Here is a 24,708-nt window from a genome sequence, read left to right as displayed (position 1 = left end):
AGAGCTTTGGTAAGGCTAATTGAGGTCATATGTCAGCTATCTATGATTGGTCAGTGTTGGTATTACGCCGTATTTACGATCGCCGCATCAACAGTGCGCCGGTGCTCGACAGTGCCCAACTGTTCCCTGACGCCCAGCGTTTTACCGCCCAGTGGCCGCAGATCCGTGATGAGGCACTGACCCTGACGCAAGATCTGCACAATATTCCGCGATTTCACGAAATCATGAGTGAACAGGCGTCGATCTCCGCCAATGACGCGCGTGACTGGCGTATGTTTATCATGCAGGCCTACGGCCAGCCGATAACGCGTAACCTTGCACGCTGCCCATTATTGGCCAGCCTGATCGCTTCCTCTCCGGATGTGCTTTCCGCCTCGCTGTCTTTCCTGGCCCCCGGTAAACAGGTGCCGGCGCACCGTGGCCCGTTCCGTGGCATTCTGCGCGGTTATCTGGTGCTGTCGATGCCTAAGGGTGCCGATGGTCTGCCCGCCGCCGTATTGAAAGTCGACGGGCAGGAATACCGGCTCAATGAGGGGGAATTTATGCTGTGGGACGATACCTTCGAACACGAGGTGTGGAACGACAGCGACCAGGTGCGCACCGTGTTGCTGCTGGATATCCGCCGCCGCGACTTACCCACCGGGCTGCGGATGTTGTCCAACGGCATTATTGCCCTGGTGCGGCTGAACGTGCGCTGGATCCAGCGCCAGTTCTAGGCCCCGCCCAGATAGGCTTTCCTCACCTCCTGATCGTTTAACAACTCCGAACCACTGCCGGTCAGGCGGATCTGGCCGTTAACCATCACATAGCCGCGATCGGACAGTTTGAGCGCGTGGTTGGCATTCTGCTCCACCAGAAACAACGTCATGCCGCCACGGGTCAGCTCCCGTAAAATGCTGAAGATCTGTTTGACGATGATCGGCGCCAGCCCCAGGCTCGGCTCGTCCAGCAACAGCAGTTTGGGCCTGCTCATTAGCGCCCGAGCAATCGCCAGCATCTGCTGTTCGCCGCCGGACATGGTCATCGCCCGCTGGTTGCGCCGTTCCTTCAGGCGTGGAAACAGGTCGAACATGCGTAATAAATCCTCCCCTACATAGCGATTGCCAATGGTAATGGTGCCCATCAGCAGGTTTTCCTCCACGCTCATATCCGGGAAGATACGCCGCCCCTCGGGAGCCTGAGCGATGCCGCTGCTGGCAACGTAATGGGTGGAACGCTGGCTGATATCTTCGCCACGAAACAGGATCTGCCCGCCGCTGATGCGCGGCTGACCGAAGATGGACATCAGCAGCGTCGACTTGCCCGCGCCGTTGGCACCAATCAGCGCCACCGTTTCCCCTTCATTCACCTGTAGCGAGACCTGCTGCAACGCCTGGATCGGGCCATAAAACACGTCTACGTTGCGAAACTCCAACATCACATTGTTCATCCCGCCAGTTCCTCTTCGTCCGCGCCAAGGTAAGCGGCGATCACCGTATCGTTGTGCTGAATTTCTTTCGGCGTGCCTTCGGCGATCACATCGCCGTGATCGAGCACAATCACCCGATCGGAGATCTCCATCACCATGCCCATATCGTGTTCAATCAACAACACCGTGATGCCGTGGTGCTGACGCAGAAAACGGATAATGCGGCTCAGCGTCGCCGTCTCTACCGGGTTCAGCCCGGCGGCGGGCTCATCGAGACAGATCATCTCCGGCGTGGTACACATCGCCCGGGCAATCTCCAGCCGCCGCTGCTGGCCGTAGGACATCTCCCCCGCCAGCCGGTTGGCGCAGTCCACCAGTTCCACCACTTCCAGCCAGTAAAAGGCGCGATCCAGCGCCTGGTTTTCTGCCCGGCGGTAACCCGGCGTATTGAGCACGCCGGCGATCAGATTGCGGTTGCTCAGCATGTGCTGCGCCACCAGCAGGTTCTCCACCACCGACATTTCGCGGAACAAACGGATGTTCTGGAAGGTGCGCGCCAGCCCGGCGCGATTGACCAGATGGGTGCCGCCAAACATTTTGTAGTAAACGCGCGAGCCCAGGCGTTTGGGGTTAACCCAGTCACCGGCGTGGAATTTCTGCCCCAGCACCTGGATCACGTCGGTCGGCCGCTTGTGGGTATTGAGCAGGATCGCGCCGCCGGTGGCCCGATAAAAACCGGTCAGACAGTTGAATACCGTGGTTTTCCCGGCACCGTTGGGGCCGATCAGCGCGGTGATGGAACCGCGCTCTACCGCCAGATTCACGTCATTGAGCGCCTTGATGCCGCCAAAATGCATCATCAGATGCTCAACCTGCAAGATAGCGTCGCTCATGGTTCTACCCCCTTGCGCGGAGCAAAGCTGGAACGACTGATGCGCACCAGCCCACGTGGCCGCCAGATCATCATCGCCACCATCAACACGCCGAACAGCAGCACCCGGTACTCGGCGAAGCTGCGCAACAGCTCAGGTGCCACCGTGAGCACAAACGCCGCCAGCACCACGCCGATGGTCGACCCCATGCCGCCCAGCACCACGATCGCCAGGATCAGCGCCGACTCAAAAAAGGTGAATGAGGTGGGGTTGACGAAGCCCTGATAGGTGGCGAAAAACACCCCGGCCAGCCCAGCGGTGGAAGCACCCATCATAAAGGCCGACAGCTTCACCAGAACGTGGTTCAGCCCGAGTGAGCGACAGGCGATTTCATCCTCACGCAGTGCCTCCCAGGCGCGGCCGATCGGCATGCGCGTCAGCCGGTGCTTGATGTACAGCACCAGCAGCACCACCAGGAACAGCACCGCATAGATAAAGATAAACTTCAGGTTGGGGTTGTAGGCGATACCGAGGAATTCGTGGATCGGCACGCCGCCGTCCTTCGCCCGCCTGCCGAACTCCAGGCCAAAAATCGTCGGCGCAGGCACCGAGACGCCGTTGGGACCGCCGGTCAGCGACATCCAGTTGTTCAGCACCAGGCGGATAATTTCCCCGAACCCCAGCGTGACGATCGCCAGATAGTCGCCGTGCATGCGCAGCACCGGGAACCCCAGCAGCGCGCCGGCCAGTGCCGCCATCAGCGCCCCCAGCGGCAGCATCGCCCAGAACCCCAGCCCGAGATACTGGTAGCCCAGCGCCAGGCCATAAGCGCCAATGGCGTAGAACGCCACATAACCGAGATCCAGCAGCCCGGCCAGCCCGACGACAATGTTCAGCCCCAGCCCAAGCAACACGTAAATCAGCCCCAGTATCGCCACCGTCAGCAGGTACTTGGTGGCAACAAACGGGAACAGCAGCGCGATCGCGGCCATTAACGGAATAATCCAACGCAGACTGGTTTTGGCCCCTATAGGCCGGACATAGACCCCGTCATTGCCGCCGTCAAAGCGCGTCAACAGTTTGCGCCCCGGCGCGGTTTGCAGGAACAGGCTCAGCAACAGCCGCCCGGCCATTACCGCGGCGATAATCCACGCCAGGCGGCGCGGTTCAAAGTTAAAACTGTATCCGTTGAGGACGATACCGACGATCGGCCCGAACACGATCAACGCGATCAGCCCGGCCAGCACCGCATCCAGCAGGCTGCGTTTAACGTTCAGCCCTGGGTGAACCCTAGATTGCGACATAGTTTTCCCCTCAAACCTTAGCGACCATTGGCCGACCGAGCAGGCCCTGGGGGCGGAAAATCAGGATCACCACCAGCAAACCGAAGGAAAACACGTCTTTGTAATCCGAGTTCACCATGCCGGCGAACTGCGCCTCCGCCACGCCCAGCAGCAGCCCGCCCAGCATCGCGCCGGGTAACGAACCTATGCCCCCCAGCACCGCGGCGGTAAAGGCTTTGATGCCGATAATAAAGCCGACGTAGAAATCAAAGGTGCCGTAGTTCATGGTGATCAACACCCCCGCCAGCCCGGCCATGGCGGCACCAATCACGAACACCAGGGAGATCACCCGGTCGGTATTGATGCCCAGAATGGACGCCATCTTGCGATCCTGCTGGGTGGCGCGGCAGATGCGCCCCAGACGGGTGTGCTGAATGATGTAAGTGAGGATGGCCATGCCCAGCAGTGAGGCGACCAGGATGAACACCTTGGTGTAGGTGATTTGGATCACCCCACCGTCGAAGTTGAGGCGGAACACGCCGTCCAGCAACGTCGGGATCCCTTGCTGGCGCGGCCCCTGGCTGATTTGCGCGTAGTTTTGCAAAATCAGCGACATGCCGATGGCGGAGATCAGCGGTGCCAGACGCGTGGAATTGCGCAAGGGTTTGTAGGCGATACGCTCGATCACCCAGCCATACACCCCGGTGACCACGATGGTGAACACCAGCGTGCCGAGGATCAGCAGCGGGAAGGATTGCAGACCGAAGAACGACAGCAACGCCAACCCGATGGCGCACAGGTAGGCGGAGATCATGTACACCTCGCCGTGGGCGAAGTTAATCATGCCGATAATGCCGTAAACCATGGTGTAGCCGATGGCGATCAGGCCGTAAACCGCGCCGAGCGTCAGGCCGTTGATCAACTGTTGCAGAAAGAAAACATCCATAATGAGCAGTCTCGCCTGGTGGGACCGCAAGCTGGTGCAGACGCGGCCCAAGGAAGTATCGGAACGGATCCGCCCAATGCGCGGATCCGTAACCAGTATTTCTCCAATGGATTTCAAGTTGCAGCCAGGCGGCAAACACGTGAGTCCCCAGGAACTTAGACCCACTAAGTGACTGGGGTGAACGTGTGCAGCCAACAACGCTGCCGCTTGAAAGACGCAGGAGAAAATTAGAGTTGGTGGTATTTACCCTTGTCGTCCCACTGATAGACCACGTAATCCGATACCTTCAGGTCGCCTTTCTTGTCCCAGGCCTTTTTGCCCATCACGGTATCCACATCATGCGATTTCAGCCATTCGCTGGCCTTGGCGCTGTCTTTGCCGCCGGTAGCGCTGAAGGCGTCGGCGATCGCCTGAATCGAGGCGTAGGAGTAGAGGGTGTAGCCTTCCGGCTCAAAACCGCTGGCGCGGAACTTGGCGATCACCGCTTTACCTTCCGGAATTTGGCGCGGATCGTTGCCGAAGGTCATCAGCACGCCGTTGGTGTACTGCGGCCCACCGGCAGCGGTCACCAGCTCTTCGGTCACGATGCAGTCACCGGAGAAGAACTTGGCGGTCACGCCCTGCTCACGCATCTGGCGCACCAATGGCCCAGCCTCTGGATGGCAACCACCGAAGTAGACCACGTCAGGTTTGACCGAGGCGATTTTGGTCACCAGCGCGTTGAAGTCTTTTTCACCGCGTGACAGCCCTTCATACAGCACTTCCTTCACGCCGCGCTTGTTCATTTCCGCCCTGGCGGCATCTGCCAGCCCCTGGCCGTAGGTGTCTTTGTCGTGGATCACCGCGATGCGTTTGGCTTTCAGGGTATTGAGCATGTAGTTGGTGGCGATCACCCCTTGCTGGTCATCACGGCCGCACATGCGGAACATGTTGGTCATGCCGCGCTCGGTGATCTGCGGGTTGGTGGATCCGGGGGTGATGGCGATAATGCCGGCTTCGTCATACACCTCGGAGGCCGGCATGGTGGAGGAGGAGCAGAAGTGCCCGACCACCGCCGCGACCTTGTCCTGATCCACTAACCGGTTGGCGACCGCGACCGCCTGTTTGGGTTCACAGGCGTCGTCCCCCTGCACCAGTTTGATTTTTTCCCCTTTAATCCCACCGGCGGCGTTGATATCCGCTGCCGCCTGTGAGGCACCACGCCAGTACTGATCGCCATAGGTCGCATTCGGCCCGGAGAACGGCCCGGCGACGCCAATAACAATATCCGCCTGAGCATAAAAAGCAGAACCTAAACAACCGATAAGCAGAGCAGCGAGCGGACTTTTAATCAATTTCGATGACATTGTTGTATTCCTCAGCACTGTTTTTAGACCCTAAATAATTGGAGCTGTATCCAGGCGGCAAGAACATCCATCCCCAGGATGCTTACTCATGTAAGTGACTGGAGTGGGTGTTCGCAACCAACACCGATACGGCTTCAAGTATGACGGGTATAGCGAAACGCCCAGGGGCGTGGACCAGTCACTTTATGTGTAGACGGGGAAAATAATTTGCGCGAGAGCGCAGTCGCATTACCCGAATTTAGCTAAGCAAAAATCCAGCCATTGTGACGGCCAATACATATTTTCTGTTCATTCATCCTACATATCAGTGGCAAAACGCAGGGATTCACTGCCGCGAGGAGGCGCTGTGGGGGGATCTGGTAGCAAACTCACGGCAAAAATTTTCTGCCGTTCGCCAAGGCCCTCTCCCCTTGCGCACCAGAAGCGTGCAATGGCAGGTGCAACCAGGAAGTCGGGGATTTTGTGGCGATAAACAGCGCGCTTAAGCAGGATGAGTGCCGAAAAACAACGCAACATGCTCATTCCATCAGCAAACGCGCTTTTCTTGCAGTTTAGTGCTTTGACAAAGCCACACCACCCCGCTATTATTCGCCCCGTTCACACGATTCCTCTGTAGTTCAGTCGGTAGAACGGCGGACTGTTAATCCGTATGTCACTGGTTCGAGTCCAGTCAGAGGAGCCATATTAGAGAAGCCCGCTCAGGGAAACCTGAGCGGGCTTTTTGCTTTTGGTTTGGTGGATGGCTGGTATGAGCGAACAGCGGATGACCTGCTCCCCGTTGATTAGTACACCCCGATGTTAGTAATGTCTTCATAAGCCACATGAGGACATCCCCATGAAGAAGCGTTTTTCCGACCAACAGATCATCAGTATTCTCCGCGAGGCTGAAGCCGGGGTATCCCGGACATCTCGCAACGCATGCTGACGTTGACCTTGCGCAACCTTGAAAGGAATGGTCTGGTCTCGTGCCTCTACTATCCTGAACTGCCGCCTCGCGTCGAATATGAGTTGACCGAACGAGGGCGATCCATGTTGGAACCGCTGGCGGGCTTTACCCGCTGGATTCGCGACACATGGCAGGATATAGAAGCTTCACGACGCGCTTACGATGAGGCTGAAGACAGGTCTATTGAAATTGGGGAGAAAACATCCAGGGAGTAATATATTGAAGGTTAAAAAATACTTTAATGATGAATATATCCACGTTGATCCATTTTTTATGTCCGTATCGTTTGCCGTATTACTTTTAGCGAAACTCGCAACAATGATTTCGTCTTACTTAGTCGTAATCGCAAGTGATTTAAATATTGAACGGCGTCACAACAATTACCCGAGATGATGCCGTTTCATCTTCTGCTTCTGGCAAAAAACCATGAAAACGCAGGATTGCGCCAAATGCAGCTCGCGCATCCTCTTGCAGATCATGGTCAATCACCGCATCCATATCTTCAGCAGCCAGTAGCTTGCGATTCTCTTCATCAAGGTCGTGTCCAATAAAGACATTTATCTCTCGTTGCATCGCTGAAAAAGCCTGCAAAACGGCACTATTTCCTCCGCCCACGCTGTAAACAGAATGAATCGAATGATCCTGCTCCAGCGCGGTACACATCTGCTTAAACGTCAGTGTATCGATGCCGTAACCTTCACTGACCGCTTTAATCTGCAAGTAAGGGGCCCGCTGACTCAACGTCTGAATGAAGCCCTCCATTCGCTGCTCTTCTCCGCGAAAGCCAGTACTGCTAATCACTATGGCGACCGTCTGCACTTCAACAGGTAGCCACCGCGACATCAGCCAGGCCGCCGTTCGACCGGCACCTTCGTTATCCATCCCGACATAGCGGATGCGTTCGCTGCGTGGCAAGTCAGTAACGAGCGTCACCACCGGCACGTTGAGCGCCGCCAGCTCCGCAATCGAACTCTGCAGCAAAGGGTGATCGCTTGCCTTGAGCAGCACGCCATAACTGTCATTGGCACAGCGGCGCAGCTCACGTTGCAGCTCTTCAGGGGAGATTTCTTCAAAAATGTGGCAGCGCAGCGTCAGTCGGAAAGGCGCGAAGCTTTTAATCTGACTGAGCAATGCCGCCACCGTCAGCGAACTGAATCGCTCTGGCGCGTGCATCACCAGATCGAGCGGTAACGTGCGACCGCTTGCCAGGCTGGCGCGCTGCTGCAATTCCAGGTCGCGGATTGCCTGAGCAATGCGTCGGGCAGTGCGTGGACTCACGCTGCCGCGCTGATGCAATGCTCTGTCAACCGTGGCTTTGCTGACGCCAGACTGTGCCGCGATTTGCTTAATGGAGAATGACCTTGTCATAAATTGAGGTCTTTTTGAGGTTATGCCGCCGTATTGTTAATCGAATGTAATTGCTAAGGTCATTGTGAGCAAGCGGACAGACCTTATCTCACCCAAAATAAGAAAGGACAACGAATGAGCCTGAGTGAAAGCAGCAGATTTAAAAACAAAGTGTTCGTCGTGACCGGCGGAACCCAGGGATTAGGCGCAGCTGTTGCCAGTCTTCTGGCAAATCGCGGAGCCCGGGGCATTGTAATTTGCGGTCGTAACGTTAAAGCCGGACACGAACAGGTGGATACCCTCAGCCAAACCGGTTGTGAAGTGATATTTGTTGAAGCGGATATCAGTTCGCCAGAAGCCTGCGAAAAAGTGGTGGCGACCGCAGAAACCGCGTTTGGAACCCTGCACGGGCTGGTGAACTGCGCAGGCATGTCCGATCGCGGCACTATCCTCAACACTTCTCCGGAATTATTTGACGCGATTATGGCCGTCAACGTTCGCGCGCCTTTTTTCCTGATGCAGGCAGCGATCAAACTGATGATTGCCAAAGGCATTGAAGGCAGCATCGTCAATATCATCACCATGACCTCACATGGCGGCCAGAGCTTCTTAACGGCATACGCCGCATCCAAAGGTGCACTGGTCACGCTGACCAAAAATGTGGCCTTCAGCGCAATGCGTAATCGCATTCGGGTAAACGGTCTGAATATTGGCTGGATGGATACGCCACATGAGCACGACATCCAGCGGCAATATCATGACGCTGATGAAAACTGGCTTAGCAAAGCTGAGCAAGCGCAGCCTTTTGGTCGCCTGCTGAAACCAGCCGAAGTCGCGCGTGGCGTAGCATTTCTCCTTTCTGAGGAATCAGGAATGATGACGGGTGCGGTGATCGATTTCGATCAAAGTGTGGTTGGTTGTGGTGATAACGGTGGCTTCCAGCCATCACATGCTCTGACTCTGTGAGGCAAAAAAATGAAGAATATCTACATTAATGACAGCCACATTTCTCTCGATGATTTCGCCACGATTTGCGCGCAAACCCTGCGTAAAGACGATTTCCCGCTGGCACGTTCGGCTGATAAAAATGTGCTGATTTATCATCGTGACGACCTGCTGGCGGCAGCAAAAGCAGACCGTCAAAACATGCTGGGTGAACTGCATCGTGCATTGTCCAGCGGGCCCGGTGTCCTGGTGTTTCAGGGCTTATATGGCGATGTATCAGCCGTTGATCGCAGCAGTAAAGTCTTTGAGGATATCCTTGCCAGTGAAGCGGCAAATGGCGGCGGTGGCGATCACTTTGCCAAAGCGGGCGGCAATGGGCGTATCTGGAATGCGCTGCAAAAAGTGGCGGAGCGGGATGCGGATGCCTTTATTGATTACTACAGCAATCCTTTGCTGGCGCTGATTTGTGAAGCCTGGGTTGGACCTGGATATGAAATTACGGCTCAGGTGAATCAGGTGCGTCCCGGCGGCAAAGCGCAGCAGCCGCATCGGGATTATCATCTCGGTTTCCAGGTAAATGACGTGGTTGCTCGCTTCCCGCTGCCGTTGCAGATTCTGTCGCAATATCTGACGCTACAGGGGGCGGTTGCTCACAGTGATATGCCGATTGAATCAGGTCCGACGCAACTATTACCCTGGTCGCAGCAGTATGCTGAGGGATATCTGGCATGGCGCGATCCGCGCTTTATTGAATTCTTCCAGCAGCATGCCATTCAGTTGCCGCTGAAAAAAGGTGACGGGCTGTTCTTCAATCCTGCCCTGTTCCATGCCGCCGGCAATAACGTAACGCAGGATCATGTACGTACGGCCAATCTGCTGCAGGTCTCATCCGCTTTTGGCAAAACCATGGAGAAAGTGAATCACGTTAAAGTGATGGAAGCGATTTATCCAACCCTGCTGAGTAAACATCTGAGCGATGAAGAGTTACAGGCAATTGTGGCGGCGAGCGGTGAAGGCTACTCCTTCCCGACCAATCTGGATACCGATCCACCGCTGGGTGGCCTGGTACCCAAAACGCAACAGCAGCTGTTACTGGAAGCATTACAGCAATGTTGTTCAGCGGAAGAGTTTACCCGCCAATTAGACAACCATGAGAGTAAGAGAAAAGCGTAAGCGTATTTTTCAACGGGATGACGTAATGCCATAACGTTGGGCATTACTTCATATCCTTGAGTTTGTATTTGATCTGATAAACCGGATTAGCAATACATCCTGAGCCGCCAATCCGGTCATGTGAGTTATGCAATAGTGCCTGACTCGCTGCTGTTTTCTCAGTCTCGTACGATAGCTTTCTTCATTGACTGCTCCACCGGCGCTGCTTTGGACTTACTACTCGAGTAGATAAAGAATAGCGCAATACCTAAACACATCACTGCTCCCAGTCGTGTTGACGAGAAGTGAATTGCTTCATTTCCTAACCAACCGAAGTTATCGATCAGCATGCTCATTGCCAGTTGCCCAAAAATAACCGCAACGGTTGCTACAGCTGAGCCGATTCGCTGTACTGCGATAACCATGATAACGATATAAGGCACACCACAGAGCGCGCCCAGTAACTGCCATTTGGGTACATCAAGCAGTGTAAGGGCATGCTTTGGTTCAAAGAAAAAGATCAGCAGAGCGGTAACCAATGCCCCGGTAGAGAAGGTCAGGAATGCACTCCGGAAAACGCCGACATTGCTGCCCAACTTTCCACCTATTGCGGCCTGCATACTCAGAAACGCTCCACCTACCACTGCAAGAATGATCATCAAAATATTCATAATTTCACCTCAGCCTTTTGCCACAAGTGCCAGTGCAGCAACAATAAAAATAAGCGCAATGACTCTTTTCTGGTCAATTTTGCGTTGGGCGGTGCCAAAAAGTCCGTAGTGGTCAATCACCAGACTTTTAAATACCTGTCCTGCAAGAATGCCGATCATGGTCATTGCAATACCAATAATGGGAACAGCTATGGTGAGAATCACCACATATACTGGTCCAAGAATACCGCCTACTAATGTCCATGCAGGTTGCGAGAAAAAAGAGGGGCTATTACGCGGACTGAAGAAAAGCATCAGCATGAATGTCAGCGCTGCACCGACACCAAAAATACTGAATGTGGCCCATAAATCACCCACTTCACTTCCCAACGGCCCTAATAATCCAGCTTCAACGGATAATCCCATCCCGCCAGCAACGACGAGTAATATAAATAAAAGCTGCATAAAACAGTCTCCAACTTGGTTTAGGAGGCTGATGATAAAGACGCTCAAAGTAATGAAAAACAGTATAATCTGTGAAACACCTTTGCAGGAATCGAGATAATGTATAATGCCAGTTCAATAAACTTCCGTAGTCTATTGTTTTTTATTGGAGTTTTTGACTCGCAGAGTTTTTCTGAGGTTGCCAGGCGAGAGGGAGTATCTGCGTCGATGGTATCGCGAGTGATTCTGCAGCTAGAGGATACTCTCGGACAGCAGCTGTTCTATCGTAATACCCGCGCTGTCATTCCGACCGAAGCTGGACGATTGTTCGTAGAATATGCCCGAATAATGAGTGAGCAACTCAGCGAGGCAAGAAAAGAACTTCAGGACAGATCACTTGAGCCTTCAGGGTTGATAAGAATCAATGCGCCGGTTTTTTTTGGGCAGCGGCATATTGCGCCCTGGTTAACTGGCCTTTCCGAGCGCTACCCTAAGCTGTTGATCGAGTTGGCGCAGACAGATGACTATATCGATCCCCACCGCGATGCTTCAGATATTATTTTTCGCATTGGAACTCTTACCGACTCATCATTTCACGCACGCGTGTTCTGCACCCAGCGCTACCACCTGGTTGCGTCTCCTAAATACGTTCAAAAGTGGGGAGTGCCAGTTATTCCTTCAGATTTAGCACAGCATAAATGTCTGGTTTATGCGGGATCATCCGGTCCTAATCGATGGCTATTCAGAGAAAAGAATGACAACTGGGTTCACTACCCGATATCTGCATTGCTGATTTCTAACAATGCGGAAACGCTTCTTACAGCCGCTTTAGGTGGAATGGGGATGGTGCTTTTCCCGGACTGGCTGATAGGAGACAGCATTCATAAAGGGGAACTGGTCAGAATTATGCCCAATCTTGACGCCGCCATAAAAACAGAGCCGCAACATATTGCAGCGATTTATCCGAATGTCCGTCATCCCCCTCTGAATGTCAGAGCGGTTATTGATTACTTTCTGGAGGTTTATGGCTCCAAGCCTTACTGGCAATTCGACTGACGAATCTCTCCCATGAGCGAGAAGCGGAAGTTGCTTTTCGCTCATACATCAGCAAATGAAAAATGGTTTTAGCGAAAATCTCGATATAACAGAGCAGTCATTTGAGGAGGGAGTAACACGACTTTCAAATTACATGAAAAGCGCTCTGTGTAAACGAACAATATAATCGGCATTAGGGTTTGTGCGTTTATCACCCATACGCTCCTGTATTGCCTGAACTGCAATATCCCGGCGCACGGGTAATCGTACCTTTTCCGCTGAAGCCAGCGCGGATTTCATTTGTCCATATGTGAGGTCCGTGCAGTAGCACGGAGCACCTGGCTGTTGGCGCCAGGACTCCTCAAGGTTACCCGCATCAAAGGCATCGAATCCCGTATCATTGACAAAATCAACGATCACTATCTTGTGCTCTTCCATATTCCCTGCCACCGGAATTGCAATACGCACTGGCGATCCCGCTGTTGTACCTTTCCTGGCGAGAGAATCTGAACCTATGGCATTCCATGCCTTGATCAGGGGACGGTTCAGGAGATGTGCCGCCCACTGACTTTCAACCTCACCATCTGAGAAATTGTCAATGATGCCATCACGATGTGGATAGTAGTTGGAGGTATCAGCAACGATAACATCCTGAGGCAGATTGCGTATCAGAGGCGCGATATCCGCAAGCTTCGCCATAGGTATGGACAGGATGACTACCTGCGCGTCCTGCACGGCACTGGCTGTATCAGATGCTTCAGCGCCCGTTTCAAGCACGTCGGGGTCTATTGTTTCTGATCCGCGTGAATTTGCGACTTTTACGAAATGACCGGCAGTTGCAAGACTGCGGGCAAGTGTTTTACCGATATGACCAGTTCCCAGGACAGCAATCCGGTACTTTTCTCTATGTGTCATAAGCTCTCTTCTTTAACTCAGGCCGTTACTGCACGGTTACGTTTGACGATCACATCATGTGTTAGATGATCGCCTGCGGACATGAATTCCCTGATCAACGCATCTCTGTTCAGTGGTGCGCGGGCTTTATTCGCCGCCTGAAGGGCCGCTCTAAGTTCTGCGGCGTCAAGCTCAGTGCAGTAGGCTGGGGTACCGGGCTGTTGCCGCCATGATTCGCTAAGCATACCGGCGTCAAATGCATCGAAACCACTCTGACTGACCAGCTCCATCACAACAGACTTTGCTGCGGAGTCGTCGCCCGCAACAGGAATAGCAATACGGGACGGAGAACCTGCATCCTGCCCTTTCTCTTTAAGCGTCTCGGCAAGAACAGCATTCCAGGCTTTGATGAGATGGCGCTGAACTGTTTCACTGGCGTACACGCTTTCAGGCTTACCTTCACGGATCTCAATAATGTCCCCGTCACGGAAAGGATAATAATTAGACGTATCAATGACGATCACGCTTTCAGGGACGTCGCGCATTAACTCAGCAAGTTCGGTGTGCTTATCAAAGGGTATAGAGAGGATGATGACGTCCACTTCTCGTACGGCCTCCTGGCGATCAACCGCCAGTGCACCCACTTTTCGCGCCAGCTCTGCAATGCTTTCCGGTCCTCTTGAATTCGCCAGTTTGACTTCATGGCCCTGCACAGAGAGCCTGTTTGCCAGCGTCGCACCAATATTTCCGGCGCCAATAATGCCCATTTTCATAGCAGTACCTTTTGTATGAGTGGAGGATGATCAGTTATCAGCGGGATGGGCAAAGCCATTCAGGGTATCCCGTAACTCCTCGAGCTTTCCATCCGATAGCTGACAGGCTGATTTGATTCTTTCGGTTACGAGCCACAGCTCACTTTGCAAAGCGAGCCCCTCATCCGTAAGGGTAATGAGAACTCGTCTTTCGTCTGCGCGGTCACGTGTGCGGATTATGCGTCCGGCAGCCTCAAGGCGTTTGAGGACGGGCGTAATGGTGCCGGTATCCATGCCAAGCTTATTCCCGATTTCCCCCACGGTGCGCGGGGTGCAATTAAACAACTCCAGCATGACCAGATACTGTGGGAAGGTAAGTCCCAGCGGGTCCAGGAACGGCTTATGTAACCGGTTCATTCGGCTCGCCGCACCATATAACGCAAAAGAAAGTTGTGTCCCTATTTCTTGCCGTGACTGCTTGTTCATATGCCAACTCATTATCTAGCTGTTGATTATCTAGCGCACTAGATAAAAGCATATAGTAAACTTTTCGTTGGCTAAAGAGTGATGAATAAGTAATTCGTGCGGTATGACAATAACAACAAATCATACCGAAACGTTTTCCGACGGAAGAATACGGGCATCCGGGCGATAAAAGGAGGTCCGCTTCTGGCACAAAGCAGACGCTCAAGATGACCCCAGAATAGCCCCCAGAAACCCCGTCCCCTCCCCCTAAATCAACAACTTCACCCGATCATAAATCAGTCGGTCCTCGAGCCGCGCGGAGCGGGCGTGCTGGCGCAGGGTACGGATCAGGTTATCAATCAGCGCATGAGCAGCGGTGCTGAGTATGCTGTTGCGCCGGGTGACGATATTCAGCCGCGCCAGGTCGCAACCTTCTTGCAGCGCCAGCGGTTGCAGGCGGCCGGCAAACTGCGGTAGCCCGAGCAACGGTGCCGGGCACCAGGTGCACATGTCTGCCGACTCTACCATTGCCTGCAACATGCCGAGGGAATGCGCATGAATAATGCGGTTCGGATCAAGCTGAGCGCCATGTCGGCTGAACAGTTGCTGGATTAAATCGTCATAATTTTCTGGGGTAGAGTTCAGCACCCAGTCCTGCTCCAGCAATTGGTGGACTGAGGTGCTTTGGCCCAACGGATGCCCGTGGCGCACCATTACCGCCGTTTCGTAATCCAGCAAGGGTTCGCAATGAAACTCCTGCGGTGCCATCGAGGCTGGAAGCGGCGTGATGGCAAAATCCATCGTGCCCTCTCGCAGTTGGGATTGGGCGTTGGCCATCAGGCTTTCAAACAGCTCCAGTTTTACCCTCGGCATCTTTTTGCGAAAAGCCACCACCGCCGCCGGTAACACCGTCAACATCAGCCAGGGCGTGATCGCTACCTTCACCTGTTCTTGCGCCAGCCCGCGCAGGCCAGCCATTTCGTTGTTGGCCTGCTCCAGTTGATTCAGCACCAGCCGGGCATGTACCAACAGCGTTTTCCCGTAAGGCGTAAAACCCAGTCCGGCCGGCGTGCGGATCAGCAAGGGTAATTCCTGCTGCTGTTCCAGCTCGCGCAGGGCGCGCGTGACCGCCGCCTGTGAAAGCCCCAGTTGGCGTGCGGCGGCGCGGATGCTGCCACCGTCGGCACTGGTGACCAAGGCCTGTAACTGATGTAGTTTCATCACGCCCCCTGACAATCAAAGGTTGTCAGCATAACCGAACGACGGCTCCCCGGGCAAAAGGTTGTTTGTTAGTCTCCGAAGTACCTTGTTCCCGGTTATTGATTACATCGGGAACCGAATACTCCAGTTGGAAACCCTGATGACCCATTCGCTGGTTTTACCTGAAATAGCTGCCGTTCAACACGAAATGGTCGCCATTCGCCACCATATTCATGCGCATCCCGAACTGGGATTTAACGAGTTTGCCACCAGCGATTTGGTGGCAAAACTGCTGTCCGAATGGGGTTATCAGGTCACGCGCCATATAGGACAAACCGGAGTTGTCGCCACGCTGCAACGCGGCGTGGGGAAAACGCTTGGCCTGCGGGCCGATATGGACGCGTTGCCGATTGAAGAAACCAGCGGACTGCCCTATGCCAGCACTCACAGCGGCGTGATGCACGCCTGCGGTCATGATGGCCACACCACCATGCTGCTGGCGGCGGCGCGTTATCTGGCACACCACTCTGACTTTACCGGTACATTGCACCTGATATTTCAGCCGGCGGAAGAAGGCGGTGGCGGTGCCCGAGTGATGATGGAAGACGGGTTGTTCGAGCGTTTTCCCTGCGATGCGGTGTTCGCCATGCACAACGTGCCCGGCTTCCCGGTCGGCCAACTGGGCTTTGCCAGCGGCCCTTTCATGTGCTCGGCCGATACCGTCAACATCACCCTGCATGGCCACGGCGGCCATGGCGCGGTACCACAGCACACCGTCGATCCGGTGGTGGTCTGCGCCGCCATCGTGATGAGCCTGCAGACCATCGTCTCCAGAAATATCGATCCGCAGGAAACGGCGATTGTGACCGTGGGTGCGATCCAAGCCGGTCATGCAAGCAATGTTATCCCGTCTACCGCCACCATGACGCTGAGCGTGCGTGCGCTGAATGCCGATGTCCGTCAACGGTTGGAAGACCGCATTACGGCACTGGTGGAAGCGCAGGCCGTCAGTTTTGGTGCCCGGGCAGAGATTGATTACCAACAGGGTTATCCGGTGCTGGTAAACCACGCTGCGGAAACCGAGTTGGCGCGTTCGGTCGCGCTGGAATGGGCCGGTGAAAGCCGGGTTATCGCCAACCTGCGCCCGATTACCGCCAGTGAGGACTTCGCTTTTATGCTGGAGAAATGCCCCGGCAGTTATATCTCGATTGGCAACGGGGAAAGCACGCCCGGTAACTCGCTGCATAACGCCGGTTACGATTTTAACGACGAGTGTTTGCCGATTGGCGCCACTTACTGGGTCAAACTGGCAGAACGCTTCCTGGCTTAATCCCTTTTTGAACACCACTACGCTGAGGAAAACAAAATGAAAACAAAAAGTAGCCTGGTTTTATTGCTGCCACTGGCGTTCAGTTTCGCCGCCCTTGGCGGTGAATTTAGCGGCAAGGTGATTAAGTTGGGCATAGACCCCACCTTCCCGCCGCTGGAATACAAAACTGCGCAAGGAACCCTGACCGGGTTCGGTGTGGATATCGCTCAGGCGCTGTGCAATGAGATGCAGGCCAGGTGCGTTTGGGTCGAAAGCAGTTGGGACGGGATGATCCCGGGGTTGCAGGCAAAAAAGTTTGACGCCATCGCCTCGTCAATGACCATTACGCCGCAGCGCGAAAAGCAGATCGCCTTCTCGAACAAGGTGTCTAACGCCCCGGCACGCCTGGTGGCCCGCAAGGGTAGCAACCTGCAGCCCACGGTGGCTTCGCTGAAAGGCAAATCGATTGGCGTGCAACAAGGCTCCAGCCAGGAAGCTTACGCAAACGCAATGTGGCGCCAGGCCGGCGTCAACGTGATTGCCTATCAGAGCCAACAGGAAGTGAATGAGGATTTGGCCAACGGCCGGTTGGACGCTTCGTTGCTGGCCAGCGTCAGCGCCAGCGAATTTTTCAAAACCCCAGGCGGCAAGAATTTTGCCTTTACCGGTGCGGAACTGAGCGACAGCAAATACTTTGGTATTGGCGATGGCATTGGCGTGCGTAAAGAGGACCGCGCATTACTTGATGCCTTCAACGCGGCGCTGAAAGCCATTATCGCCAACGGCACCTATAAGAAGGTGAACGATAAATACTTTAATTTTGATATGTACGGTAAAGGGCAATAACTGCGGGGCAGATTAAAAGGGCCAGGCGAGCGCCTGGCCCGATAAAAACGGTTACTTCACTTCGCCCATAGCCTTCAGCTTTTTGGACAGTTCGCGACGTTCTTTAGACAGATCGGCATTTTTGATGATGTAGTCATCAACGCGATCTTCATAGTCGCTGCGCATGTTGGCAATGATGCCCTGAACATCTTCAATGCTCATGCCCGGCTTGATGTACTCACTCAGGTTATCGAGCAGCAGCACGCGCTTTTGGTTGTCGCGGACTTTCTTCTCGTTGTCGATAATTTCGCGTTGCAGCTTATTTTTACGTCGGAACATACGCACAAACTCCAGAACGTCCTGGAAACTCGGCTTATTTGCATTTTCCATCTTCATACCCTTGCTTTAGTAATACACAGATTCATTGGCTTACGGCCACAATGAGACCAAGATACAGGTTTGTGGCGCTCAGACACAACACTCATCGCCCTATCTTACCCACTTTACCGCCGCGACAAAAACCCGAAGCGCCTGCTTCATGATCTGGCCCCCTATTCACGCTCGCCGGCGGTACACACCTTGAGCAAGTCACCCAGTTCTTCCAACTGCTGCGTCAGTTCCATGCTTAACCATACGTAGCCGTAAATGGGCGCTTCACCATGCTGGCTGACGCTGGCCTCCTGCATCAGGGTTTTCAGTTCCGCAGCGATTTCGCTCAGTTGCCCTGCCGCCACCGCCTGCTGCGCCTGTGGGCCGTTACGCATGGTCTCCGCCAGCGCTTCCAATGAGCGTAGCGTCAACAGTTGCGCGCTGCGCAGGGTTTTGGCATTCAGCATAATAAAGTGGGTTTCACGCGAGGCCCAGTAAGCGTCGGCCAACAGCTCCAGGGTACAGACCAGATTGCGGCTCAGCGTCTGCACCGCTTCAAATACCGCTTTGGGAATATGCGTTTCTTTGCTGCTGGGCACAATCAGCCCGCGCAATTTGACCACCTGATTCAGCAAGTCTTTCAGCTGCGGCTCCAGCCGCGGTCTTTCTATCATATTCGGGGACAAATAAGCGCCGTAGATCTTGCCCGCGCTTTGCAGGCAATCGGCCATCTGCATGCGCCACAGAATGTAGGCCCGCTGCGGGTAAATGCTGGTGAACAACAGCGCCAGTAATGAGCCAAAAATCACGTCGCCGCTGCGCCACAGCGCGGTATGCATATCACCGGCACCCGCGCCACAAACCACCGCCAGCGTAATGCCCACCAGCAATGCCATATAAGGCCGTTTGCCCAGCGTCAGATAGCCGCAGAAAAACATCACTACGCCACACCACGCCAGCATTAGCGGTAGCGAATAGAGCTCAAGATACAGGGCAATCAGACCGGAGGCGGCACCAAACACCGTGCCGGCAATACGCTGCAGCGCCCTTTGCAACACGTTGCCCCAGAATGAAATCGGCCCCATCACCACCACCAGCGTAATCAACGGCCAGGTGCCTTCCGGCACTTCAAGCAGGCGAATTAGCAGGAAGGTCAGGATAAACGCCAGCCCGATGCGCACACCATGCACAATGCGGTAATGGCGGTAAGTCAGACGTTCAAACGACGATATTTTTCTGTCGAGGCGCACAATGCATCCCGTTATCGATGGCGAGAAAGAACATCAGTTTAGCGGAGGAAGGCAGGCAGAGAAAAGCGGATAAGGCGTCCCCTATCCGCAGTCAGACGTTAAGCGGCATATTTATCCACCAGCGCACGCAAAATGGCGGCGGTTTCCACATCCATCACCCCGTCATACTGTCGTTGACGGAAATGCAGCTGGAAGGCCCGCACCAGTTGGCGATAGCCTTCGGCATCGGTCGCCGCCGAGGTGTCGTAACCGTATTTAGCGAACAGCGCCAGCAAATCCTTCTGTGCTGGTACGCACTGGCATTGGTACTCATGCTGATAACGCTGCTTCACCGCTTCGTCATACCAGGCCCCGACGCCGGCCAGATAAAGCTGGTGCCATGGGAACTGCGGGCCAGGGTCGCTTTTACGGCCCGGAGCAATATCAGAATGCGCCACCACGTTGACTGGCGTGATATCCGGATAGCGCTGCAGGATGTTCTGCGCCAGTTGAGTGACCGCCGCAATCTGCTGCGGGTTAAACGGCGGGAAGGTAATGTCTTCGCCATCGCCGCTGGCCAGATTGACGATCTCAATGCCAATGGACGTATCGTTGAGATTATTGCGATTGCCCCACTGACTGGCCCCGGCATGCCAGGCGCGTTCCACTTCATCAACCAGATTAAAAATGCGCACGCCGTTGAAACCGGCCGCTTGATAGCTTTGATCTTCAGGATCCGGCACCAGATAATGGGCGCTGACCGACTTGCCGGTCAGCGACTGCACCGAATCGGCGAAATTTTGCGCTGTATAATGCATCACCAGAAAACGCACCCGGTGGCCAAAGCTGGCTACTGAACGGTAGCTGTTGTAATCCATACTGAACATAATAGATTCCTTGTTGGTTAAACTCGCGTGCCACAATCATTGCAGGAAATCATTGCAGGATCCGTCCCGCTCAAGCGGCCGCAACATGCAGCGACCCTACAATGCCATCGTGGATCTTGTCCACCCGTTAATGTTTAGCTAATTGCTAAAGTTAAAGCAAGGAATATTTAGCTAAAGCGATATTTACCTTTTTGCTAAAGAGTGCGATCATTCGATTATGGAAACCAAAGAAATAAGACGCAATAATTTGCGCGAGCTGATGGCCAGCTACGCCCGACAGGGTGTCAACCAGAGCGAGTTTGCGCTGCTGGTAGAGTCTTCTTCGCCGACGCTGAGCCAAATCAGCGGTGAAAAATCTTCGCGTAATCTGGGGGATAACCTCGCCAGACGGATCGAAGCCAAGCTGAGCCTGCCCAAGGGCTGGTTTGACGTTTTCCATGAAAAAGAGCTGGTGCGGCCGTTTGATAACGTAGCGGCAGAGTCGGATTTTCAACCTGCCCGCCTCAAGCCGGTGGTATGGGAAGATACCGAACAGGACAAGGAAGAGTTTGTGGAAATTCCCCTGCTGGATATTAATTTCTCGGCTGGCGACGGTTGTTACGAAATCGTCGATCGCGAAGAGTTTTCGCTGATCTTCCGTCGCTACTATCTGCACAAAATGGGGGTGGCGGTGAACGCCGCACGCATCATCCGCATTTCCGGCTCCAGTATGGAACCGCGCCTGCAAGACGGTGATGTAGTGGGGATTAATACCGATGACATCCGTATTCGCGAAGGCAAAACCTACGCTATTCGGCATGGCAATCTGCTGCGGGTAAAGGTGTTGATCGAACAGCCCGACGGCGGTGTCACTATTCGCTCCCTGAACCGGGAAGAGTACCAGGACGAACACCTGAGTTACCCGCAGCGCAAAGACCAACTGGTGGTGCTGGGCCGCGTTTTCTGGTCGTCTTCGTCCTGGTAATGAGCCGGATACCGTCAGGCGCCGCCAATCGGCGCCGTGCTGTTATTTGAAATCTACCACCATTTGCTGCTGGATAGACAAACCGCGGGTCGACTGTACGCAACAGTCAATGTAGTCGGTAAAGCGCGGTGGTTTCGGCATGCCCAGCTTAAGAATTTTATCGTTACTGAAACGCACGTTAAGCATGGCGAAGGATCCGTACAAACGCATCGCCTTCAGCATCAGTCGTTCGTTACAAGGCCCGAAAATATCCTTCAGTTGCTTACGCATCTTCAGCAGCGCTTCGTAGCTGACCTGCGCGTAATGATCGCCAAGCGGCGGTTTTTCCAGCGCGGCGGCAATGGCACGGTCGATATCCGCAAAGCTGACGCTGCTCTCTTCACCGGCCGAGATATGGTACACGTCATTATCCAGCGTTTCGCTGTTCAGCAGCATCACCAGCGCATCGGCACAGTAGTCGACCGGGATGACGTCGATGTTGTCCTGCAGTGAACACATAAACTTGCGCAGCATCAGCGCCATACTGAACACCCAAAAAATACTGCTGGAAGGCTGACAACCCAGACGAGTATGTCCCACCACAATCGAAGGACGGGCAATCACCAGCGGCAGTTGCGGACAGCGTTGACGCATTAGCTGCTCGATGGTCGATTTGGAGCGGGTGTATTCCACCAAATGCTCGGCGGTTTCTTCAAATTCACCGCTCTCTGCCACCAGAGAACCCGGCTCCGGCGCACAGGACATTGCGGTACCTACGTGCAGGAAACGTTTTAATCCAGACACCTGCGCCATTCTCTCGGCAAAGGCCAGCGTACCTTCGACGTTCACCTTCCAAATAAGAGGGTTATTGCCAAACGAGGCTACTGCGGCACAATTAATAACGTGCGTTACATTGTTAATTCGTGTGTCCGCCAAAAAGTCAGCAGGCTCACTTAAATCACCCAACAATATATTTTCTATCGTGATCTTTGAAAATAAACCAGCATCAATATTAAACTTTTCCATATTCAGTCGAATACGTTCCAGTCCCTGCTGTGCATTTTCAGCCCGCACTAACAGAAGATAGTTAATAGACTGATTTTCTTTAATTAATTTCTCGAGAACTGCACCACCGAGAAAGCCGGTAGCACCGGTTAACAGCAGAGTTTTCATAATACGCATCCACATTGGTATTGAATGTTGCTGATTGTATGTGGAGATATTTAAACGAATACTAAATAAAACTCAGTGGTGCCTATTTATCTTTTCTTAATATTATCTTAAGGAATATCTTGAAACATCGTGATGGGGTTTGGTAACAACATTAATAGGGAATACCTCAGGATAAACGAGTCCGTTGACATAGCATTGATATTAACTCTGATTTAATTTCCTGGTGAATGTTATTACCTTTTCTCATCAGGAGTATTTATGAGCTATAACCAAAAAGTCTGGTTGGGCGCCTTGGTCCTGTGCGGCGTTTTCTGGCTGGCGGTGATCGGCGGTATTTTCTCGGCCCATAGGGCCTTAGAGCGGACGGAACTGCAAAATCAGCAGGATTTTACGGTCAGATACTCGCAACATGTTCAGGGTGCAGCGGCCCCAGGCCAGAGCCTCCGGGCACAGTCGCACACCTCTTGAGGTTCCCCCCTGAATGGGGTAGGGACAAGCACGGCGAAGGATCCTATGATGCCCTTTGATTCACAGGGAGAATAATATGGGTCGAAAGCTGGATAGCTTACCGCAAGCAGAACGTGAAAAAATTGAAGTCGATTTACTGGCCCTCAGCGTCATTTATAACGAACGCTATGGCATTACCGTCAATGACGCCAGCAACGCCGAACAACAGCTGCCCGATTATTTACGCCCCTACTTTCATTTACGCCTGAACTACTACCGCGGTGCGTAATACAGCGCATTTCGGTGATAAACACTAACGACCGCTTGGCATCGTTCATCTCGCCGTTACAATAGAGGAATATTCCCTACGCACGCGAGAGATGCGATTTTGAGCAGCAAGGCACCGGCCACATTCTACTTTCACGACTACGAGACCTTCGGCATAAGCCCATCGATGGACCGCCCGGCGCAGTTTGCCGGCGTGCGTACCGACATGGATTTCAATATTATCGAAGAGCCGCTGGTCATCTACTGCACCCCGGCCGATGACTACCTGCCCGATCCCGAAGCGGTGATGATCACCGGTATTACTCCGCAACTGGCGCTGGCCAAAGGTGTTAACGAAGCCGAGTTTACACGGCAAATTCATCAGGCATTCAGCGTGCCCGGCACCTGTATTCTGGGTTACAACAATATCCGCTTCGATGACGAAGTCAGTCGTAATATTTTCTACCGCAACTTCTACGATCCCTATGCTTACAGTTGGCAAAATGGCAACTCACGCTGGGATCTGCTTGACGTTATGCGTGCCTGTTATGCACTGCGCCCGGACGGCATCGTCTGGCCGGAGAACGAAGATGGCTTCCCCAGCTTCCGTCTGGAACACCTGACCCGCGCCAACGGCGTCGAACATGAACATGCCCATGACGCCATGTCGGACGTTTATGCCACCATTGCCATGGCCAAATTGGTCAAGCAGGCACAGCCACGGTTGTTTGATTTCCTATTGCAGCACCGCAACAAACATAAGCTGAACGCGCTGATCGACATCGCAGAAATGACGCCGTTGGTACACGTTTCCGGCATGTTCGGCGCGGCACGTGGCAACACCAGTTGGGTATCGCCGCTGGCCTGGCACCCGGACAACAAGAACGCGGTGATCATGTGCGATTTGGCCGGTGATATGACGCCATTGCTGACGCTGAGCGCCGACGAGCTGCGTGAACGGCTGTATACCCGCCGTGAGGATCTGGCCCCAGGGCAAGCGCCGGTGCCGATCAAACTGGTCCATATCAACAAATGTCCGGTGCTGGCACCGGCGAAAACCCTGTTGCCGGAAAACGCCGAACGGCTGGGTATCGATCGCCAGGCCTGCCTGCAAAACTTGCAATTGCTGCGCCAGCATCCGCAAGTGCGCGAAAAAGTTGTCGCCCTGTTCGCCGATGCAGAGCCTTTCAAGGGCTCTGATGATGTCGATGCGCGACTGTACGACGGTTTCTTCAGCGATGCCGACAAGGCAACGATGAAAATTATCCAGCAAACCAAGCCGCAGAACCTGCCGGCGCTGGATTTGACCTTCAGCGATAGCCGTCTGAAAGCGCTGCTGTTCCGTTTCCGCGCCCGCAACTACCCCAATACGCTCGATGAAACCGAGCAACGCCGCTGGTTGCAGCATCGTCAGGAGGTGTTGAGCGCCGAGCGGGTGCAGAGTTATGTTCTGCAACTGGAGTCGCTGTATAACCTGCATGAAGGCGATCAAGAAAAGACCGCGCTGTTGAAAGCGCTGTTTGAATACGGCAAAGAGTTGGTCGGCTGACAAAAACAACAAAGGGCGCCCCAAG

Annotated in this window: 27 protein-coding genes and 1 tRNA gene; 12 read left to right on the top strand and 16 right to left on the bottom strand. The window is 54.0% G+C overall.

The window, feature by feature from the left end; all coding sequences use genetic code 11:
- Positions 1-29: 29 nt before the first annotated feature.
- On the top strand, positions 30-716 hold the full coding sequence (locus OCH02_RS01555; RefSeq protein ID WP_261429408.1) for an aspartyl/asparaginyl beta-hydroxylase domain-containing protein: 687 nt from the start codon (positions 30-32) through the stop codon (positions 714-716).
- On the opposite strand, the gene OCH02_RS01550 is transcribed toward OCH02_RS01555, so the two are convergent.
- The 5 genes from OCH02_RS01550 to OCH02_RS01530 form a co-directional block, all read right to left on the bottom strand.
- The gene (locus OCH02_RS01550) at positions 713-1,429 is read right to left on the bottom strand and encodes an ABC transporter ATP-binding protein (RefSeq protein ID WP_261429407.1); all 717 of its coding nucleotides are present in this window, start codon (positions 1,427-1,429) and stop codon (positions 713-715) included. The two genes, OCH02_RS01555 and OCH02_RS01550, sit on opposite strands and share 4 nt — an antisense overlap.
- Positions 1,426-2,301 (bottom strand): ABC transporter ATP-binding protein, encoded by an 876-nt coding sequence (locus OCH02_RS01545; RefSeq protein ID WP_012145916.1) that lies wholly within the window; start codon positions 2,299-2,301, stop codon positions 1,426-1,428. Before OCH02_RS01545 ends, OCH02_RS01550 begins: the two co-directional genes overlap by 4 nt.
- The gene (gene livM, locus OCH02_RS01540; RefSeq protein ID WP_261429405.1) at positions 2,298-3,584 is read right to left on the bottom strand and encodes a high-affinity branched-chain amino acid ABC transporter permease LivM; all 1,287 of its coding nucleotides are present in this window, start codon (positions 3,582-3,584) and stop codon (positions 2,298-2,300) included. The genes OCH02_RS01545 and livM overlap by 4 nt, the downstream gene beginning before the upstream one ends.
- Before the next feature lie 10 nt (positions 3,585-3,594).
- Entirely contained in the window at positions 3,595-4,509 is a 915-nt protein-coding gene (locus OCH02_RS01535; RefSeq protein ID WP_017893418.1) for an ABC transporter permease subunit, read from the bottom strand.
- A 227-nt stretch (positions 4,510-4,736) separates the two neighbouring features.
- Positions 4,737-5,855, bottom strand: a complete 1,119-nt coding sequence (locus OCH02_RS01530) for a branched-chain amino acid ABC transporter substrate-binding protein (protein WP_261429403.1) — start codon at positions 5,853-5,855, stop codon at positions 4,737-4,739.
- Positions 5,856-6,461: 606 nt separating this feature from the next.
- Between OCH02_RS01530 and OCH02_RS01525 the strand changes: the two genes are divergently transcribed.
- Both OCH02_RS01525 and OCH02_RS01520 read left to right on the top strand, forming a co-directional pair.
- Positions 6,462-6,537 (top strand) — tRNA-Asn (locus OCH02_RS01525).
- A 236-nt stretch (positions 6,538-6,773) separates the two neighbouring features.
- Positions 6,774-7,016: a winged helix-turn-helix transcriptional regulator gene (locus OCH02_RS01520; RefSeq protein WP_261429401.1), complete on the top strand. Its 243-nt coding sequence runs from the start codon at positions 6,774-6,776 to the stop codon at positions 7,014-7,016.
- A gap of 139 nt (positions 7,017-7,155) precedes the next feature.
- Here OCH02_RS01520 and OCH02_RS01515 read toward each other — a convergent pair whose 3' ends face one another.
- Complete coding sequence (locus OCH02_RS01515) at positions 7,156-8,169, bottom strand: LacI family DNA-binding transcriptional regulator (protein ID WP_261429400.1); 1,014 nt, start codon at positions 8,167-8,169, stop codon at positions 7,156-7,158.
- A gap of 114 nt (positions 8,170-8,283) precedes the next feature.
- Between OCH02_RS01515 and OCH02_RS01510 the strand changes: the two genes are divergently transcribed.
- Positions 8,284-9,114, top strand: coding sequence for an SDR family oxidoreductase (locus OCH02_RS01510; protein ID WP_112348920.1), 831 nt, complete (start codon positions 8,284-8,286; stop codon positions 9,112-9,114).
- 9 nt (positions 9,115-9,123) lie between these two features.
- The gene (locus tag OCH02_RS01505) at positions 9,124-10,266 is read left to right on the top strand and encodes a phytanoyl-CoA dioxygenase family protein (protein WP_261429398.1); all 1,143 of its coding nucleotides are present in this window, start codon (positions 9,124-9,126) and stop codon (positions 10,264-10,266) included.
- 158 nt (positions 10,267-10,424) lie between these two features.
- Here the strand turns inward: OCH02_RS01505 and OCH02_RS01500 are convergent, their stop codons facing one another.
- Together OCH02_RS01500 and OCH02_RS01495 are read right to left on the bottom strand one after the other, a co-directional pair.
- On the bottom strand, positions 10,425-10,916 hold the full coding sequence (locus OCH02_RS01500; protein WP_112348918.1) for a DMT family transporter: 492 nt from the start codon (positions 10,914-10,916) through the stop codon (positions 10,425-10,427).
- A 9-nt stretch (positions 10,917-10,925) separates the two neighbouring features.
- Complete coding sequence (locus OCH02_RS01495; RefSeq protein ID WP_129938375.1) at positions 10,926-11,360, bottom strand: DMT family transporter; 435 nt, start codon at positions 11,358-11,360, stop codon at positions 10,926-10,928.
- A gap of 99 nt (positions 11,361-11,459) precedes the next feature.
- Here OCH02_RS01495 and OCH02_RS01490 point away from each other — a divergent pair, with 99 nt between their 5' ends.
- Positions 11,460-12,395 carry a LysR family transcriptional regulator gene (locus OCH02_RS01490; RefSeq protein ID WP_261429397.1) on the top strand — a complete coding sequence of 312 codons (936 nt, stop codon included), beginning with the start codon at positions 11,460-11,462 and terminating at the stop codon, positions 12,393-12,395.
- 129 nt (positions 12,396-12,524) lie between these two features.
- Here OCH02_RS01490 and OCH02_RS01485 read toward each other — a convergent pair whose 3' ends face one another.
- The 4 genes from OCH02_RS01485 to OCH02_RS01470 all read right to left on the bottom strand — a co-directional run bounded on the left by OCH02_RS01485 (position 12,525) and on the right by OCH02_RS01470 (position 15,706).
- Positions 12,525-13,289, bottom strand: a complete 765-nt coding sequence (locus OCH02_RS01485) for an NADPH-dependent F420 reductase (protein ID WP_261429396.1) — start codon at positions 13,287-13,289, stop codon at positions 12,525-12,527.
- Between the two features lie 17 nt (positions 13,290-13,306).
- Positions 13,307-14,041, bottom strand: coding sequence for an NADPH-dependent F420 reductase (locus OCH02_RS01480; protein ID WP_410001226.1), 735 nt, complete (start codon positions 14,039-14,041; stop codon positions 13,307-13,309).
- Positions 14,042-14,071: 30 nt separating this feature from the next.
- Positions 14,072-14,506, bottom strand: coding sequence for a MarR family winged helix-turn-helix transcriptional regulator (locus OCH02_RS01475; RefSeq protein WP_261429395.1), 435 nt, complete (start codon positions 14,504-14,506; stop codon positions 14,072-14,074).
- A 246-nt stretch (positions 14,507-14,752) separates the two neighbouring features.
- Positions 14,753-15,706, bottom strand: coding sequence for a LysR family transcriptional regulator (locus tag OCH02_RS01470; RefSeq protein ID WP_261429394.1), 954 nt, complete (start codon positions 15,704-15,706; stop codon positions 14,753-14,755).
- A 139-nt stretch (positions 15,707-15,845) separates the two neighbouring features.
- On the opposite strand from OCH02_RS01470, the gene OCH02_RS01465 reads away from it, so the two are divergent.
- Together OCH02_RS01465 and OCH02_RS01460 are read left to right on the top strand one after the other, a co-directional pair.
- Complete coding sequence (locus OCH02_RS01465; RefSeq protein WP_261429393.1) at positions 15,846-17,015, top strand: M20 aminoacylase family protein; 1,170 nt, start codon at positions 15,846-15,848, stop codon at positions 17,013-17,015.
- Positions 17,016-17,051: 36 nt separating this feature from the next.
- Complete coding sequence (locus OCH02_RS01460) at positions 17,052-17,840, top strand: ABC transporter substrate-binding protein (protein WP_261429392.1); 789 nt, start codon at positions 17,052-17,054, stop codon at positions 17,838-17,840.
- A gap of 51 nt (positions 17,841-17,891) precedes the next feature.
- Here the strand turns inward: OCH02_RS01460 and tmaR are convergent, their stop codons facing one another.
- From tmaR to OCH02_RS01445, 3 genes are all read right to left on the bottom strand, one after another.
- Positions 17,892-18,209: a PTS system regulator TmaR gene (tmaR, locus tag OCH02_RS01455; protein WP_012145924.1), complete on the bottom strand. Its 318-nt coding sequence runs from the start codon at positions 18,207-18,209 to the stop codon at positions 17,892-17,894.
- Between the two features lie 161 nt (positions 18,210-18,370).
- Entirely contained in the window at positions 18,371-19,438 is a 1,068-nt protein-coding gene (locus tag OCH02_RS01450) for an FUSC family protein (RefSeq protein ID WP_261094332.1), read from the bottom strand.
- A 98-nt stretch (positions 19,439-19,536) separates the two neighbouring features.
- Positions 19,537-20,304, bottom strand: coding sequence for an N-acetylmuramoyl-L-alanine amidase (locus tag OCH02_RS01445; protein WP_261429391.1), 768 nt, complete (start codon positions 20,302-20,304; stop codon positions 19,537-19,539).
- Between the two features lie 217 nt (positions 20,305-20,521).
- Here OCH02_RS01445 and OCH02_RS01440 point away from each other — a divergent pair, with 217 nt between their 5' ends.
- A complete protein-coding gene (locus OCH02_RS01440) occupies positions 20,522-21,268 on the top strand; it encodes a helix-turn-helix transcriptional regulator (RefSeq protein ID WP_261429390.1) in 747 nt (248 codons plus the stop codon).
- A 42-nt stretch (positions 21,269-21,310) separates the two neighbouring features.
- Here the strand turns inward: OCH02_RS01440 and OCH02_RS01435 are convergent, their stop codons facing one another.
- Complete coding sequence (locus OCH02_RS01435) at positions 21,311-22,420, bottom strand: SDR family oxidoreductase (RefSeq protein WP_261429388.1); 1,110 nt, start codon at positions 22,418-22,420, stop codon at positions 21,311-21,313.
- Between the two features lie 258 nt (positions 22,421-22,678).
- Between OCH02_RS01435 and OCH02_RS01430 the strand changes: the two genes are divergently transcribed.
- From OCH02_RS01430 to sbcB, 3 genes are all read left to right on the top strand, one after another.
- Entirely contained in the window at positions 22,679-22,888 is a 210-nt protein-coding gene (locus OCH02_RS01430; RefSeq protein ID WP_261429387.1) for a hypothetical protein, read from the top strand.
- A 76-nt stretch (positions 22,889-22,964) separates the two neighbouring features.
- A complete protein-coding gene (locus OCH02_RS01425) occupies positions 22,965-23,156 on the top strand; it encodes a DNA polymerase III subunit theta (RefSeq protein WP_261429385.1) in 192 nt (63 codons plus the stop codon).
- A gap of 99 nt (positions 23,157-23,255) precedes the next feature.
- A complete protein-coding gene (gene sbcB / locus OCH02_RS01420) occupies positions 23,256-24,683 on the top strand; it encodes an exodeoxyribonuclease I (RefSeq protein WP_261429384.1) in 1,428 nt (475 codons plus the stop codon).
- Positions 24,684-24,708 lie beyond the last annotated feature (25 nt).

It is taken from the genome of Serratia quinivorans (assembly GCF_946227985.1).
Classification (GTDB): domain Bacteria; phylum Pseudomonadota; class Gammaproteobacteria; order Enterobacterales; family Enterobacteriaceae; genus Serratia; species Serratia quinivorans_A.
This window is presented reverse-complemented; position numbering and strand designations above follow the sequence as displayed.

Coding starts and splice junctions, on each gene's coding strand:
- OCH02_RS01530 (WP_261429403.1), bottom strand. CDS start 5,855: ATGTCATCGAAATTGATTAAAAGTCCGCTCGCTGCTCTGCTTATCGGT.
- OCH02_RS01515 (WP_261429400.1), bottom strand. CDS start 8,169: ATGACAAGGTCATTCTCCATTAAGCAAATCGCGGCACAGTCTGGCGTC.
- livM (WP_261429405.1), bottom strand. CDS start 3,584: ATGTCGCAATCTAGGGTTCACCCAGGGCTGAACGTTAAACGCAGCCTG.
- tmaR (WP_012145924.1), bottom strand. CDS start 18,209: ATGGAAAATGCAAATAAGCCGAGTTTCCAGGACGTTCTGGAGTTTGTG.
- OCH02_RS01545 (WP_012145916.1), bottom strand. CDS start 2,301: ATGAGCGACGCTATCTTGCAGGTTGAGCATCTGATGATGCATTTTGGC.
- OCH02_RS01475 (WP_261429395.1), bottom strand. CDS start 14,506: ATGAACAAGCAGTCACGGCAAGAAATAGGGACACAACTTTCTTTTGCG.
- OCH02_RS01480 (WP_410001226.1), bottom strand. CDS start 14,041: ATGAAAATGGGCATTATTGGCGCCGGAAATATTGGTGCGACGCTGGCA.
- OCH02_RS01555 (WP_261429408.1), top strand. CDS start 30: ATGTCAGCTATCTATGATTGGTCAGTGTTGGTATTACGCCGTATTTAC.
- OCH02_RS01425 (WP_261429385.1), top strand. CDS start 22,965: ATGGGTCGAAAGCTGGATAGCTTACCGCAAGCAGAACGTGAAAAAATT.
- OCH02_RS01470 (WP_261429394.1), bottom strand. CDS start 15,706: ATGAAACTACATCAGTTACAGGCCTTGGTCACCAGTGCCGACGGTGGC.
- OCH02_RS01460 (WP_261429392.1), top strand. CDS start 17,052: ATGAAAACAAAAAGTAGCCTGGTTTTATTGCTGCCACTGGCGTTCAGT.
- OCH02_RS01490 (WP_261429397.1), top strand. CDS start 11,460: ATGTATAATGCCAGTTCAATAAACTTCCGTAGTCTATTGTTTTTTATT.
- OCH02_RS01445 (WP_261429391.1), bottom strand. CDS start 20,304: ATGTTCAGTATGGATTACAACAGCTACCGTTCAGTAGCCAGCTTTGGC.
- OCH02_RS01510 (WP_112348920.1), top strand. CDS start 8,284: ATGAGCCTGAGTGAAAGCAGCAGATTTAAAAACAAAGTGTTCGTCGTG.
- OCH02_RS01465 (WP_261429393.1), top strand. CDS start 15,846: ATGACCCATTCGCTGGTTTTACCTGAAATAGCTGCCGTTCAACACGAA.
- OCH02_RS01430 (WP_261429387.1), top strand. CDS start 22,679: ATGAGCTATAACCAAAAAGTCTGGTTGGGCGCCTTGGTCCTGTGCGGC.
- OCH02_RS01435 (WP_261429388.1), bottom strand. CDS start 22,420: ATGAAAACTCTGCTGTTAACCGGTGCTACCGGCTTTCTCGGTGGTGCA.
- OCH02_RS01520 (WP_261429401.1), top strand. CDS start 6,774: ATGCTGACGTTGACCTTGCGCAACCTTGAAAGGAATGGTCTGGTCTCG.
- OCH02_RS01440 (WP_261429390.1), top strand. CDS start 20,522: ATGGAAACCAAAGAAATAAGACGCAATAATTTGCGCGAGCTGATGGCC.
- OCH02_RS01505 (WP_261429398.1), top strand. CDS start 9,124: ATGAAGAATATCTACATTAATGACAGCCACATTTCTCTCGATGATTTC.
- OCH02_RS01550 (WP_261429407.1), bottom strand. CDS start 1,429: ATGAACAATGTGATGTTGGAGTTTCGCAACGTAGACGTGTTTTATGGC.
- OCH02_RS01485 (WP_261429396.1), bottom strand. CDS start 13,289: ATGACACATAGAGAAAAGTACCGGATTGCTGTCCTGGGAACTGGTCAT.
- OCH02_RS01495 (WP_129938375.1), bottom strand. CDS start 11,360: ATGCAGCTTTTATTTATATTACTCGTCGTTGCTGGCGGGATGGGATTA.
- OCH02_RS01500 (WP_112348918.1), bottom strand. CDS start 10,916: ATGAATATTTTGATGATCATTCTTGCAGTGGTAGGTGGAGCGTTTCTG.
- OCH02_RS01535 (WP_017893418.1), bottom strand. CDS start 4,509: ATGGATGTTTTCTTTCTGCAACAGTTGATCAACGGCCTGACGCTCGGC.